This is a genomic window from Jutongia huaianensis, from assembly GCF_014384985.1.
In the GTDB taxonomy this organism is placed as follows: domain Bacteria; phylum Bacillota; class Clostridia; order Lachnospirales; family Lachnospiraceae; genus Jutongia; species Jutongia huaianensis.
This window is the reverse complement of record NZ_JACRSX010000010.1, coordinates 30,767-45,966: the sequence shown is the minus strand read 5'-3', so window position 1 is coordinate 45,966 and position 15,200 is coordinate 30,767. Positions and strand designations below refer to the sequence as shown.

The window sequence follows — 15,200 nt, the reverse complement described above, 5'->3', positions numbered from 1 at the left end:
TTGTGATTTAGGACTTGCTGTGATAAAATCATTTTTGTTACTATATAACAAGAAAGGAATGTCAATTATGAAAGCTACACCAGTCAAGGGAACCAGGGATTATCTTCCAAAGGAAACAGAGATCCGGGATTATTTACAGAATATTATTATGGAAACATACAGCAGCGCAGGATTTCAGCGTATTACCACCCCGATCATCGAGGATTCTGTCAATCTGGACAAAAGTGAGGGTGGAGAAAATCTGAACCTGATCTTTAAAATATTAAAACGAGGCAAAAAACTGGACAGTGCCCTTGCAGGGGTGCACCCGACCGAGAAGGAGCTTGCGGATATGGGACTGCGTTACGACCTGACGCTGCCTCTTTCCCGTTACTATGCCAATAACCGTAACGAACTTTTGTCGCCGTTTAAAGTGATCCAGATGGATCGTGTATACCGTGCGGAACGTCCCCAGAAGGGTCGTCTCCGCGAGTTTATGCAGTGTGATATTGATATTATCGGAAACGAATCCAGAGACGCGGAGATCGAGCTGATCCTGACTACCACAAAGGCCCTGAACCGCGTGGGACTTTCTGATTATAAGGTAAAGATCAATGACCGCCGGATCTTAAGCGATATCTTTGCTTATGCCGGCTTTTCAACGGAGGACAATGAAAAGCTTGCGATCATCTTTGATAAGCAGGATAAGATCGGTATTGACGGTGTGAAGGCAGAGCTGGAGGAAAATGGCTTTAACCAGACCTGCATTGATAAATTTATTGCTCTTTTTGCAGACGGCACCCTGACATTGGATTCCGTAGCAAACGTATGTGATGCTTCGTATGTAACGGAACTGCAGCGTATCATTGATGCTGTCACAACCGTTTCAAAGGGTACGATTCCTGTGGAATTTTGTCCTTCCCTTGTACGTGGACAGGGCTATTACACCGGCACTATTTTCGAGGTGGAAGCAGCAGGCTACAGCGGTGCCGTGGCAGGTGGCGGACGTTACGACAATCTGATCGGCAAGTTCCTGAATGAAGATATCCCGGCCGTCGGCTTCTCGATTGGCTTTGAGCGTATCTTCGGTATCTTGATGGAGCAGAACTGCTCTATTCCAAACCGCAAAAAGAAAATTGCCGTATTCTACGATACCGACACCTATGCAGAAGCTCTGATCTACGCAGAGGACTTACGGAATGACTATATCGTTTCTGTTATTGCCCGTCCAAAGAAGCTCGGAAAATATCTGAACAAGCTGGAAACACAGGGCTTTGATGGATTTGCTGTCTATGGACAGGAGGATGGCGTGAAGCTGTTTGGTGAATAAACAGCCCCGGCATATCATCCGGATAAATACCGGCGTCTTAATTTATAAATATCAAAAAGTCATCACAAATGTTCTGTGATGACTTTTATATTTTAATCAAACTATAAAATTCAATGTTCTGATACATCAAATAAACATTCTTTACGATACCCGCTCCTTCTGATACCGGCAGATCTCCTCCTCAATGTTACTGTCAATCCTGCCAAGAATATCCGGATTTGGTCTGGCCGTGTAGTACCCCTGGATCAGATCTACCCCAAGCTTGATCACCGTTTCCAGCTCCTCCGAAGTCTCTACACCCTCGGCAAGTACCTGAAAATGATTTTCATGGGCGAAGATCACAATATCCTTAACAAAATGCTGTTTCTGTGGATTATCCTGAATCCCGCTGAGCAGCATCCGGTCTACTTTCACATAATTCGGCATATAACGCAACAGATTCACAATATTAGAATATCCTGTGCCGTAATCGTCAACCGCTGTCTCAATTCCCATTTTCTCATAACCGCTCTTCATATCCGCCAGCGTCTTGTCATCTGCCTCGGTCTGCTCCGTCAGCTCCACAACCACACTATCTGCATGCTCTGTAAGCTTCTGCTTCAGCACTGCCGCTTCCTCTCCGGAAAGCTGGCTGCCCGGTATACTGTTGATAAAGATCTTTTTCCCTGCCAGTTCCTTCTCTCTCTCATCCACCAGATGAAGGATGTTGAAGAAGGTAGCTCTCTCCACATCATACAACCGTTCCAGATGAGATGCATATTTAATAATGTCAAGAGGCGATATCATTGGATAGATCTGTGCTCTCATCAGTGCTTCATACGCCACAATGGAACCATCCTTCGCACTGACGATCGGTTGGAAATGATAGACAAACAAATTCTCATCCAGCACCTTTTTCACCAAAGCAGCCTGTTCCTGCTCCTGAGCAGAAAGTGTTGCATCACCGGTAATCCGTTTTTCACTTGCTTTGCGTCCATTCTTGCGGCTCACGGCTGCATTGACCAGATCTTCCATCTCCACCAGATCCTTCACACGCTCTGTCTTGCTGCCACTAAACAGCCTCATTTCATATTTACAGTCAGAAGACCCATTATACTCCTCCAGCATCTGGTCAATCTCTCTGCGTACCGTATGAATCCTCTCATGAGTTGCTTCATCGGTAAGCTCTGCCATAATGAACTCATCATCCCCCAGCCGGCAGCACATCGCACCTTCATCCGCACACTTCTGGATGATCTGTGCAACCTTCTGAATCGCATGATCCCCCTCTGTTCTGCCAAACTTTTCGTTGATCTTGTCCAGACTCGCCATATCCATCGCCAGAACACTGACATATTTATTTTCCTCACAGGCCCTCTCCACCATTGGTTTAGAATGCTTCACAAAGCCGGTATAATTAAACATGCCCGTCAATTCATCATGAATCTTGCGCTCCTGTGCCCGGCGGTTTGTCCTCTGCAGCGCATCCATACGCCGGAAACACTCCATACCGATCATCAGATTATGTAACCACATATAATAACGTTCATCATATGCCTTTGGCTCGTTCCCGTAGCTGATCACAGCATACCCAAAACACATATCCTCAAAATAAAGAGGGGTAAAAATGTATGCCTTGGGTGTAACACTCTCCTCATAAATCTCAGGAAGCATTTGTTCTCTCGGAAAAGTTTCCGTAAATTCCAGACGATCCTCTCCTTTACCGGACGGTCCACAATGAAGCACCGGTGCAATCCGGTCTGTATAATGTCCCTTCACAATATTAACACTAGCCGGCTTGTCCTCCCGGATCCAAAGATCATTTACACAAACATGAAAGCTGTCAAACTCCCTGATCTGGTAGCTGTATGTCTGAACCGCATCCATCAGCTCCTGAAAGGTATTCTGTGAGATCCAGTCCTCTGTCAGATGATTAAAGTTAGAATAAAAGCTCTTGCGGGAAACATCAGTAGACCACTGATCCCGTACGATCTTTCGCGGTATCACACTCTCACAGTGGCAACCACAGCTTCCACCGATAAATAACGGTGGTTCATAAGTAAACTCCGGCAGTTTCTGTCCATCCAAAAGGCTTCGGATGCACTCTGCCGCATACTGTCCAAACTCCCTTGACGGAATATCCATAGATGTAATGGGACTAGGGCTTTCCTTTCCCTCCGGTACAGAATCATAACCCACAATGGCAATATCCTCCGGCACACGGATTCCACGATCTGCCAGAGCCTCGGCAACGCCGACCGCCATCAGATCATTAGCACAGGCGATCGCCTCCGGAAGCTTCTGCCTCCGTTCCATCAACTCCCGTACCATATCATGACCACCATCGTACCAGTAATCACCATAAAATATCCTGTCATCTCCGGCGTCCAGTCCATGCTCTGCCATGGCATCCACAAATCCATGCAGACGCTGCACAGAATGTGCATTATACCGGGGACCTGTCAAAAAGATGATATCTCTCATGCCGTGCTCTTCGATCAGATGAGATACCATTCTTTTAATCGGCTTGTAATGATCCAGCATGATATAGTCGTACTCGTCACTTTTCCGATCGACATATAGAAGCCGCCCATGAAATCTGCTCCGGAACTGCTCCTCCAGACGCAGCATCAGACCGGGCGTCTGCAACGTTTCCGGCAAAACAATCACACCGTCAAAAGCATCGTAATCAATTAAAGAGAAAATACTTGTCTCTCCTGCTTCCCGCTCTGACGTATCCTGATACTTCCGATAAGTGGCAAAGGTGCAGACATCAAAATCAAAAGCAAATGCCCGCTCCAAAAAACCCTGCATGAAATTTTTCTGGTAATTTTCCTCCAATTGCGAGGATAACACTGCGATTCTCTTTCTCAATGTATCGTCTCCCTCAATAATATCTCCTCCCGCAGCTCCATCATGACAAGCTTATGCTTCATTCACAATGATGGTTGTTTGGGAAGGATCAATTTCCTGCTCTTCTAAGATCAATTCTTTTATTTTTTCTGCCTTTATCACTCCTGCAGATGGATTCTTCACGCTTTCAATCGGTCCGTCCACTTCCACGTCCACCGTGGAATATTCAAAAGCAAGCGTCGTATTTAACAGCTTGCAGTTCTTCATCACAAGATTTTCCATATAACACATGCCCTGCAGACTCTCGATCACGCAGTTGACAAAAGTAATGTTTTTAGAATTCCAACCCAGATATTCTCCGCAGATATAGGAATCATATACGGTAACATTGTCACAGTTCCAAAAAGCATCCTTGGAAAGCATTTTGGCGTGATGCACCTCTACATTACGACATCCATCAAAACAGTAATTTCCCACCAGACGAAAACCATCCAGCTTTATATCACTGCAGTTCATGGCAAAATAATCTCCCTTTGCCACCACATTACTCATGGCAACATCCTTGCAATGCCACAGGGTTTCCTCTGCATGAGGCAGATCCACATTTTCCAGAGTCAGCCCATTGACCCGGCGGAATCCCTTTGGTGCCTCATATAATGTATCTTTAACAGAAATCTGATCTGTATACCAGATTCCTGCCCTTGCCATCTCAGCAAAATCACAATCCTCCACCCTGATATTTTTACAATACCATAGAGGATACTTCCACTGAAAAGAAGTCTGCCGCAGCGAAATGTCACTGCTCTCCTTCAGTGGAGATTCACCATCTGCAAATATAGAATACTCGATCGAAAGGTCTTTACTATGGAATAATGCCCTCTCCCCTGTTAATCTCTCTTCTCTTATAACCTGCATTGTATTTCTCCTTCACATTTACAATCCAGTGCTTTTCTGTCATTTTCCATAAATTCTCCAATCAAAATAATTATACATTATTCTAACCAAAAAGAAAAGCACGAAACCCTTTTCAATATTTTATGTCAACAATTTTCCACGGTGCCTTTTGTCCGTCTGGTCCCAGTTTTTGCTAAATGCCAGCCGCAACAGAAATAATACGCCACGAATACACAATTCAATACACATAGCGATCCAGACACCCCGGAGACCAAATTTCGGTGCCAGAAAAGCCGCCAGAGGCAGACGTACCAGCCACATGCTGCAAAAATTCAGACAACTTGGAATCAACGTATCCCCCGCCCCGCGAAATACACCGGAAGCAACAATAGAAGCCGCATACATCGGCTCTGCAAACGCCTCGATGCGAAGCACAGAGGCCCCTAACTGCCGTATGGCTTCATCCGGCGATAATATAGAGATCATCCATGGTGCCAGAAGATACATACATGCACCGCTCACCGCCATAACAAGCATACCAAAACAGGTAGCGATCCAGCCAAGCCGTTTCGTAAGATCATGTCTGCCGGCTCCTACACTTTGTCCGATCAGCGTAGTTGCCGCCGAACCGATTCCGTATCCCGGCATATAACAGAGACTTTCCGCCGTAATAGAGAAGGAATTTGCCGCAATAGCGATCATCCCCAATGGTGCCACGATCCTGGTAGACATAATCTGCGCACCGCTCATAATAAACTGCTCTACTGCTACCGGTACGGATATCCCGATTGCTTTCCGTATGTCTTTCCGGTAAAACTGCAGCTTCTCCTCCTTCCGAAGATGAAGCGCCGGCGATCGAAAAAGCAGGAAATACATCATACATATCATGATCACAAGCTGCGCCAGCGCAGTCCCAAGTGCCGCCCCCAGCACTCCCAGCCCCATTCCCGGAATGCACATCTGATGTCCCATCCATAAAACGTTTCTTGAAGGAAATATTAAAACAAGATTAAACAATATATCAAGGAAGCACATCAGCACATGCAGAATACTCGGAAGTCTCATATTACCGCTGCTTTGCAGCATAGCACCGGCTGCCAGGTTCATCTGCATGATCGGAAGCGCCAGAGAGTAAACCAAAAAATAATGGAATGCCTCCCGGCAGATGCTGCTGTCACCCCCAAGCCACCGTGGAAGCTCTCTGCTGATCCCGGCCCCCACACTTAGAAGAATGAGACTATACAATAAGGCTGTTATCAGTCCCTGCTTCATAATCCGTCTGGCGCCTTTACCGTCACCGGCACCGATCCGATGCGCAATCTGCACACTGAAACCGGTATTATAGGCGGAGGTCAATCCTCCCAGCAGCCATGTACTGGAAGCCACCAGACCAATCGAAGCAGAGGCATTTGCTCCGAGACACCCCACCATGGATGCGTCAATATATTCCATAATGATGGAAGAAATCTGTGCAAAAATAGCCGGAATACTTAAATGCACGATCAGAAGAAGCTGCTGTCTCATGGACAACTCCTGTCCCTCCCGCAGCCATTCTAACAGCTTTGCACTTTTATCTTTTCTCATATTTTTATCCTCAATCCGCCATAACGGCAGTTTATTTATGGTCTTGAAAGATAGCCTTCTATCCCACTTTTTAATCTCTTTAATCCCTCTAATATATTTTTGCGGGTAGTTGCAGTATTGAAACGAAGAAATCCGGCTCCATTTCCTCCAAAAATATTACCTTCTGACAGATATACTCCCGCTTTTTTTCTTAAATATACATTTAACCCCTCTGTATTATCCGTAATCTTGCTGCAATCCAGCCACAACAGATATGTCACGTCCAATGATCCCACTTTGATCTGCGGTATTTCCTTTTGAATATATTCCTTTACGGTCTTTTTGTTTTCCTGAAGATACTCACGCAGCGCATCCAGCCATTCACCGCCCTCCCCAAATGCAGCCACTGTCGCATCCACCGCAAAAGCATTTGGTTCCGCCACCTCATCGGAATTTAACGCTCTCCACATGCGATGACGCAAAAGCTCATCCGGCACCATAACCGCTGCGGTCTGCAGTCCCGCAATATTAAACGCCTTCGTGGGTGCAATTGCTGTCACACTGATACTACGGCAGATTTCAGAAACACCGGCAAAAGGAACATACTCCTTTCCGGGAGCCGTAAGGTCACAATGGATCTCATCGGAAAATACAATTACATGATATTTCCGGCAAAGCTCTCCAATCCTCTCCAGTGTCTTCCGATCCCATATATTGCCCACCGGATTATGGGGATTACACAAGATCATCATGGAAACCTGTGGATCGGAAAGCTTCTGCTCCAGGTCCTCCCAGTCGATGGTGTATCTGTCTCCGTCATATGCCAGAGGACTTTCTGCTACAAAACGTCCATTATTGATAATGGAATTAAAGAAAATATTATAAACCGGTGTCTGAATCAATATCTTTTCTCCCGGTGTTGTCAGTTTTCTCACGGCCGTGGACAGAGCCGGGATCACACCCGTACAAAAGACCAGCCACTCTTTTTCAATCTGCAGGCCGTGACGACTGCTCCACCAGTTCCGGTATGCCTCATACCAGGCATCCGGCAAAATAGAATATCCAAATACTCCATGAGCTGCTCTCTTTTCCAACGCCTGTTTTACCGCCGGCGCTGTCTCAAAATCCATATCCGCCACCCACATAGGAAGCTCTCCCTCCGGTACATCCCACTTCAGAGAACCGGTATTCCTTCTGTTGATTTCCTTATCAAAATCATACATTTCGCTCATTCTTTCCCTCCATTACCGTTTTAATCTTACCTTCCGTTTTCTATGCAGAATTTTAATGCTTCTTAGCAGCCTTATACAGCCGCTTTAGAAGCACTTTTTGCATTATTATTGTCTCCACATCGCCTGCACGCTCCAGTTTTTACCTTTCTCTTTATGATTTCCGAGATCCCGGCAGACAGTCATATGAAAGAGATCTCTCCGGCTCCTGATCCTGGCATTTTTTTCATAAATATCATTCATATATATATCGATATGTAAAATGCACTTTTCCCCTTCTTTGCGATATCCCCGATAGATCATATTGCCATCATAAACACAATGCACAATATCCTCCAGACATCGTTCCCTTGCCTCCGGTTCATACTGGGAAAGTTCTGAAATATCTCCTGTATAGATCACCTTTTGAAGCAGATCAACCATCTGTGCCTCAAACAGCGGAAATGAAAAATCCTGATTTAACAGCTGCATAATTGAAGCAATCTCCATAGCTGTCTGATTATTTCTTCGGATCAACGGCATCATCCGGATGCTTTTTACCAATAGTTTGCCCAACTGTACCAATGCATATGCAGCATAGCTGAACAATGCTCCGATAACCGGATTGATCAAAAGATTGGCATACACCATGCTATCCTGAATTAAAATCTGATATAACGCTACCAAAAATCCAATGACAGCTCCTATTCCAAAGCACCAGGCAACCCTTCGTAGTATCTTTTTGCGATTCGTTCCCTGCTCTGTTTTCCAGTAAAGCTGCTCCACCATATATCTTCTGCCCAGCCAGTCAGCCGCTCCACACAGCCGCAGACTGCGGGATAATTTCTTTTTCTTGCCGGTATCCATGGTAAAAATAATGTCACCTTCACACTTCCACCGCAAAAAGAGCATATTAACCTTTCCATTCTTTTTCTCATCAAAAAAGTCCTGAGATGTCATCGCATACTCCATCTCAAGACCTTTTTTACGAAGACGCTGCCGCTGTGCCTGCAGGATATATGCCGCATCCCCGCTGACATTTGCCGGAAACGTCTCCTCTCCGTACCACCTAAACAGTTCCTCTGCCAGACCGGCAAAGGACTGTTTCTTTGGTTCTTTATTATTAAACTGTTTCTTCTCTGTCATATGACACAAGCCTTTCCTGAATGTATGTATAACATATCATAAAGCAGAAAAATACATCATGTCAAGGGAAGAATTTTACTCCAAAGCCTGTTTCAGATCTGCGATCAGATCCTCCTTATCCTCCAGTCCACATGAGATCCGGATCAGTCCTGCCGGAATTCCGGCTTCCTTTAACTGCTCATCATTCATCTGTCGATGTGTCGAGGTGGCCGGATTCAGACAACAGGTCCGGGCATCTGCCACATGAGTCTCAATTGCAGCAAGCTTTAATTTCTTCATAAATTTCTCAGCAGCCTCACGACCACCCTTTAACTCAAAGGATACCACGCCGCATCCTCCGTTTGGCATATATTTCTGCGCTCTTTCGTAATAAGGATCTCCCTTCAGTCCCGGATAATTTACATGTGCCACCTGTGACTGCTGCTGTAAAAACTCTGCCACTGCCTGTCCATTTTCCACATGGCGAGGCATTCTTACATGAAGAGATTCCAGACCAAGATTCAGAATAAATGCATGCTGCGGGGACTGAATACATCCAAAATCCCTCATCAGCTGTGCCGTACATTTTGTAATAAATGCACCTTCCTTACCAAATTTCTCTGCATATGTAATCCCATGATAGGAATCATCCGGCTGACACAACCCCGGAAACTTATCCGCCTGAGCCATCCAGTCAAAATGGCCACTGTCAACAATCGCCCCACCGACAGCAGCTCCGTGACCATCCATATATTTGGTTGTAGAATGTGTCACAATATCTGCTCCCCACTCAATAGGACGACAATTTACCGGGGTCGGGAAGGTATTATCCACGATCAAAGGAACCCCATGTGCATGAGCTGCCTTTGCAAACTTCTCAATATCGAGCACTGTTAAAGCAGGATTTGCGATCGTTTCACCAAAAACTGCTCTTGTATTGTCCTGAAATGCTGCATTTAACTCCTCCTCGGTACAGTCAGGAGAAACAAAGGTAGCATCAATCCCCATTTTTTTCATGGTAACTGCGATCAGATTGAAAGTACCGCCATAAATAGACGAAGAAGCCACAATATGACTTCCGCATTCACAAATATTAAACAGCGCAAAAAAGTTTGCAGCCTGCCCGGAAGATGTCAGCATCCCCGCTGTACCTCCCTCCAATGCTGCAATCTTTGCCGCCACATGATCATTAGTCGGATTCTGAAGACGGGTATAGAAGTAGCCCTCTGCCTCCAGATCAAAGAGCTTTCCCATATCTTCACTGGTGTCATATTTAAAGGTAGTGGACTGTATGATGGGAATCTGCCTTGGCTCTCCATTTCCCGGCGTATACCCCGCCTGTACGCACTTTGTGTTCATTTTATAATCACTCATTTTCTTTCTCCTCTCCGTATTTGCCGGAAACCGGCGTTCTTTTCATAGTTTTTCTCTATATCTTTCAGCATATAAATATAGAATATCATTTTCCTTCCTATCCTGCAACCATTTCTCAAGAAAGAATTACACGCTCAAACGCAAATCGTCTTTCCGTGGTGCATTTCCGTGGTGCTTTTTACATTTTCATAGACTTTTTAGACAATAACCAGTATAATTATGGTATATATACGTTAATCAAGCATAGATATGCCGCTTGTCAAGAACGCGGCATCGGAAAGGGTATGGTACGATTACATGGGATTGATCAAAGCAATCGGCGGAGCGATCCGCGGTACAATGGCTGACCAGTGGAAGGAATATTTTTACTGCGATTCACTGGATGCCGATGTTCTGGTGACAAGGGGATTTAAACGCACTAAGGGCAAGTTTGGAACTAAAAACAACGGCAATGACAACATTATTTCAAATGGCTCCGTGATCGCTGTCAACGAAGGACAGTGTATGATCATCGTAGATCAGGGAAAGGTCGTGGAATTCTGTGCAGAGGCAGGTCAGTTTTTATATGATACCTCCACGGAACCAAGCTTATTCTGCGGACCTCTTGGAAAAAGCATATTAAATACATTTTCAGAAATCGGCAGCCGTATTACCTTCGGTGGCGATGCCGGCAGAGACCAGCGTATCTATTTCTTCAACACAAAGGAACTGATGGGCAATAAATATGGCACACCAAATCCGATCCCATTCCGCGTTGTGGACCAGAATATCGGACTCGACGTAGATATTACCGTCCGCTGTAACGGAGAGTATTCCTACCGGATCGTAGATCCAATTCTCTTTTACACAAATGTCTGCGGTAATATTGTAGAGGAATACAAACGTGATGAAATTGACGGACAGTTAAAATCAGAATTAATGACTGCATTACAGCCTGCTTTTGCAGAAATTTCCGCGATGGGCATCCGCTACAGTGCTGTTCCGGCCCACACAACCGAAATGGCAGAGGCACTGAACAAGATCCTCTCCGAGAAATGGGCAAAACTTCGTGGTATTGAGATTGTTTCCTTTGGTGTCAACAGCATCACTGCTCCGAAGGAAGATGAAGACATGATCAAAAACCTCCAGCGTACTGCTGTAATGCGCAATCCCGGTATGGCAGCTGCTACACTGACAGAGGCTCAGGCAGAAGCAATGAAATCTGCTGCTGCCAATACATCAACAGGTCCCATGATGGCATTTGCCGGTATGAATATGGCAAATCAGGCCGGCGGCATCAATGCAGGCTCTCTGTTCCAGATGCAGGCTGATCAGGCGCAGGCAGCACCAGCCGCCCCTCCTGCCGCCAACAGTTCCTCCGCTGCCTCTGCCGACAGCTGGACCTGTTCCTGCGGCACGGTCAATACCAGTAAATTCTGTTCTCAGTGTGGTGCTCCAAAACCGGCTCCTGCTACAGGCTGGACCTGCTCCTGTGGTGCCGTAAATACCGGTAAATTTTGTTCCGAATGTGGTGCCAAAAAACCTGCCGGAGCACCTCTTTATAAGTGCGACAAATGTGGCTGGGAACCGGAGGATCCACACCATCCACCAAAATTCTGTCCGGAGTGTGGCGATCCTTTTGATGATAACGATATGCAGTAGAGCGCTATATACCGGATATCAGGCAACTGCATCTTAAAAATTCTACTATAGGACAAAAAGCGAGCCATCTCGATCTCTCGAAACGGTTCGCTTTTTATTGTATTATTATTTGATCAATGAATAAATACTGCTTCCCGATACTTCACCATATCATAAATCTTTTTGGCTACGGATGGTTCCAGATTTAAACATCCGTGAGACCCTCTCACCTTATAATAATCCTTTGTCCACGAAGACCAGCTCTGCCATGGAGCTGCATGGAAGCCTGTACCTGACCAGGTAATACGCACCCAACTGTCTACAGGCGTCTCATAGTTTTCTCCCTTTAACACACGGTGTGTATTGTGCTCTTTAATAAAGTAAGCTCCTGTCGGTGTAGATCTTCCCTCCACCGGTCTGCCGCTGATAGTCTTGCAGGAATATGCAACCTTTCCATTACGGAATACATAAACCATCTGATCTGCCAGCGAAATCTCTGTGTAATTCTGTGTATCCCAGTCCACTGCGAAGTTATTATAATCCTTCTGGAATGCGGTATTAAGATACTCCACCTTACACTTTATGGTTAATGCTTCCTGGTTGTCCGTACTCGCATCATTAATATATGCCTCTGTAAGACTTGCGTCAATCGGCTTCTTTAGTGCTTTTAATGCCTGGCTTAATGTCTTTTCATAGTCCATCTGCCAGCCATAATCGCCGCCGTATATCTTCACATTCTTTCCATTGTGATCCTTAATGGTTCTTGTCTTGCCAACCGTTTTATATTTCAGGCAAAATGCCTCGATCCAATCGGAAATTGCCGTCTGGTCATACTTTATCTTTCCGTTTTTATATGTAATCCATTTGGAAATCTCCTCCGGCGTAATCTGCTCTGTCACACCTTCTCCCATATTCCACTTAATAAAGCGGATCGCTGCATTATTACATGCAGATAATGCTGTCTGAAGCTCCTCATCCTCTGAAGTGATCTTTGGAGCCTTATACACATCCGGAAATGCCTTCTCATCTGTCAGATCCATCTCTGTCTGCGCCTTCTGAAGCGTATCCTCGATTGCCTGAATAAATACTTTCTTTTTCAATTTATTTCCAAGCTTCTCCGCAATGCACTCATATTGCTTTTTCTCTGCTGAATACTTCACATGGGCATTCACCGGCTTTTTGATCTTGTAGCCATCCCCTGTCATCAATGCCGACTCTGATGCAATCTTTGCTACCTTCTTTGCATCGTAATCCACATCATAATCCATGGTATATTCTCTCTTCTTTCCAAAGAAAGACATGGAGCCATGCTGCGTTGCAAACAGATCATCAAATTGTGATCCAATATCAAATTTATAATCAATATCACTGCCATTAATCGTCAGGATCCCATCCTCTCTGGCTTTGATGGTCAGGCTGTAATCCTGGTGAGCCTCAATCAGCTTTTGCTTCGACTCCGCCAGCGTCTGCTTTGAAACGTCTACACCATTAATGGTTGTATTGCCATACCAGCGGTTGCCATAATATCCCTTCTGCCAGATTAAAACTGCAATGACTGCCACGATCAGCACTCCTGCAATTCCAAATACAATCCGAAGTAACCAATTTTTCTTCATGTGTCCCCCTAATCCTCTTTTCCTATCAATGAATCAATTAAATTTTACACAAACCAATTTATATCATACAACTTTTCCAAAGAAAAGTCAGCCCCTTTTTTCCGCATATTTTACACAACTTTTTCGTTCTTTTCCCCTGTTTTCCGCAACAATACGACGAACATGCCAAAAATACGGTAATATTTACCGGATATCAGTCCAAACAATAAGAAAGAATTTCTTCCGGTTTTTTGATCAATATTCTGGCACCCTTCTCCCGCAGAAAATCAGATTTCCGGAATCCCCATTCCACGATCAGACTGTCCATATGAGCATTCTGCGCAGTAGCAACATCCACCTCGGAATCTCCCACATAAACCGCTTTTTCCCGGGCAATTCCTAATTGCCGCAAAACATCATTGACCCCATCCGGTGCCGGTTTTTTAGCAATTCCTTCACGCTCTCCCACCGCCACATCAAATAAGCCGTCAAAATACTGCTCTGCCAGCTCCTTTACTGCACAGTCCGCCTTGTTGGACACAACCGCCGTTCTGATTCCCGCAGCCCGAAGCTTACGAATTGTCTCCTCAATACCCCCGTAAGGCTTTGTTTTATCCGCACAATGCACCTGATAATATTCCATAAAATAATCAAATACCTGATCGATCTCCTCTGTAGAAAGTCCTTTCGGCACACCTCTCTCGATCAATAGACGAATTCCATTTCCCACAAAGGAACAAACCTCCTCAATGGTATGCTGTGGATAGCCAAAATGTTCCAGAGTCACATTCAGACTGTCCGCCAGATCCTCCAATGTATTTAAAATCGTTCCATCCATATCAAATACTACTAAATCGTATTTCATGTCTGTTTCACGCCTTTCTGTCTATAATAAATGTGTAATCTCTCCCTGGACCGTAAGATTCCGGGCACAGGCGAAGATTTTCAAAGTGAAGCGCTTTGACGCACATTCATATTAATCATAGTCCACCTGAAAAAAAATATCCATAGACAGATACTACAATCCACCTATGAATATTTCTAATTGCTTTGTATATTTTTAATAATGTGCCAGCTGGTTCTTCATAATGTCAATGATTCCCATTCCACCGGAGATCATTCCCAGAAGACTTTCTCTGGCTGCCTCAAATTTTCCAAATAAGGTAAGCTTCTCTGTGAGGTTATCGTAGACCTTCCAGTCCCCGGTATATAAGCAGTTCTGGCCTTCATTACGGATAAAGCCTTCCACATCCTCAACCGGATATCCCAGCAAAAATCCCATTTCATGCGGAAACTCTGCTTCTCCCCGCAGAAACGCCTCATAATGCCTGCGAAACACATACAGAACCTTTCCCAGTGACAGTTCCCGATATCCCATTTTTTTCAAACTGCCTGCCACCTGTTCCTGCGCCAGATATCTTTGCAGCTCTCCCTTATTATATAACAGAACTGCCGCCTTTCCCTTTTCCTGTGCTACAATGAAATAAGAGATCCCTGCCTGCTTTAACATCCACTGTACATAAGTAACTTCCCTTTCCCGCAGCATCAGCAGATTCGATGGTTTCAGCCCCGCCAGAAGCGGAGCACACTGATATGCGATCCTCATTTCAATATTGGTTCCATCCATAGTTTGCAGCATCTGCGTTAATCCATGACTCATTCCTGCTCCTCCGTCTATTC

At 45.1% G+C, this 15,200-nt stretch carries 11 protein-coding genes; 2 read left to right on the top strand and 9 right to left on the bottom strand.

What is annotated here, in order from left to right; translation table 11 throughout:
• Window positions 1-67: 67 nt before the first annotated feature.
• Entirely contained in the window at window positions 68-1,309 is a 1,242-nt protein-coding gene (gene hisS / locus H8704_RS08340; protein WP_249297949.1) for a histidine--tRNA ligase, read from the top strand.
• A 141-nt stretch (window positions 1,310-1,450) separates the two neighbouring features.
• Here hisS and H8704_RS08335 read toward each other — a convergent pair whose 3' ends face one another.
• The 6 genes from H8704_RS08335 to H8704_RS08310 all read right to left on the bottom strand — a co-directional run bounded on the left by H8704_RS08335 (window position 1,451) and on the right by H8704_RS08310 (window position 10,305).
• A complete protein-coding gene (locus H8704_RS08335) occupies window positions 1,451-4,162 on the bottom strand; it encodes an EAL domain-containing protein (RefSeq protein WP_249297948.1) in 2,712 nt (903 codons plus the stop codon).
• A 51-nt stretch (window positions 4,163-4,213) separates the two neighbouring features.
• Window positions 4,214-5,056: a DUF3737 family protein gene (locus tag H8704_RS08330; RefSeq protein WP_022464393.1), complete on the bottom strand. Its 843-nt coding sequence runs from the start codon at window positions 5,054-5,056 to the stop codon at window positions 4,214-4,216.
• A gap of 120 nt (window positions 5,057-5,176) precedes the next feature.
• A complete protein-coding gene (locus tag H8704_RS08325) occupies window positions 5,177-6,619 on the bottom strand; it encodes an MATE family efflux transporter (protein ID WP_249297947.1) in 1,443 nt (480 codons plus the stop codon).
• Between the two features lie 35 nt (window positions 6,620-6,654).
• Complete coding sequence (locus H8704_RS08320) at window positions 6,655-7,821, bottom strand: PatB family C-S lyase (RefSeq protein WP_249297976.1); 1,167 nt, start codon at window positions 7,819-7,821, stop codon at window positions 6,655-6,657.
• A 114-nt stretch (window positions 7,822-7,935) separates the two neighbouring features.
• A complete protein-coding gene (locus H8704_RS08315; protein ID WP_249297946.1) occupies window positions 7,936-8,952 on the bottom strand; it encodes an inorganic phosphate transporter in 1,017 nt (338 codons plus the stop codon).
• Window positions 8,953-9,027: 75 nt separating this feature from the next.
• Window positions 9,028-10,305: an O-acetylhomoserine aminocarboxypropyltransferase/cysteine synthase family protein gene (locus tag H8704_RS08310; RefSeq protein WP_249297945.1), complete on the bottom strand. Its 1,278-nt coding sequence runs from the start codon at window positions 10,303-10,305 to the stop codon at window positions 9,028-9,030.
• 297 nt (window positions 10,306-10,602) lie between these two features.
• Here H8704_RS08310 and H8704_RS08305 point away from each other — a divergent pair, with 297 nt between their 5' ends.
• A complete protein-coding gene (locus H8704_RS08305; RefSeq protein WP_249297944.1) occupies window positions 10,603-11,946 on the top strand; it encodes an SPFH domain-containing protein in 1,344 nt (447 codons plus the stop codon).
• Window positions 11,947-12,059: 113 nt separating this feature from the next.
• Here the strand turns inward: H8704_RS08305 and H8704_RS08300 are convergent, their stop codons facing one another.
• The 3 genes from H8704_RS08300 to H8704_RS08290 form a co-directional block, all read right to left on the bottom strand.
• Window positions 12,060-13,541: a L,D-transpeptidase family protein gene (locus tag H8704_RS08300; protein ID WP_249297943.1), complete on the bottom strand. Its 1,482-nt coding sequence runs from the start codon at window positions 13,539-13,541 to the stop codon at window positions 12,060-12,062.
• Window positions 13,542-13,734: 193 nt separating this feature from the next.
• On the bottom strand, window positions 13,735-14,385 hold the full coding sequence (locus H8704_RS08295; RefSeq protein WP_249297942.1) for an HAD family hydrolase: 651 nt from the start codon (window positions 14,383-14,385) through the stop codon (window positions 13,735-13,737).
• 195 nt (window positions 14,386-14,580) lie between these two features.
• Window positions 14,581-15,180 (bottom strand): DUF3793 family protein, encoded by a 600-nt coding sequence (locus H8704_RS08290; RefSeq protein WP_182439557.1) that lies wholly within the window; start codon window positions 15,178-15,180, stop codon window positions 14,581-14,583.
• Window positions 15,181-15,200 lie beyond the last annotated feature (20 nt).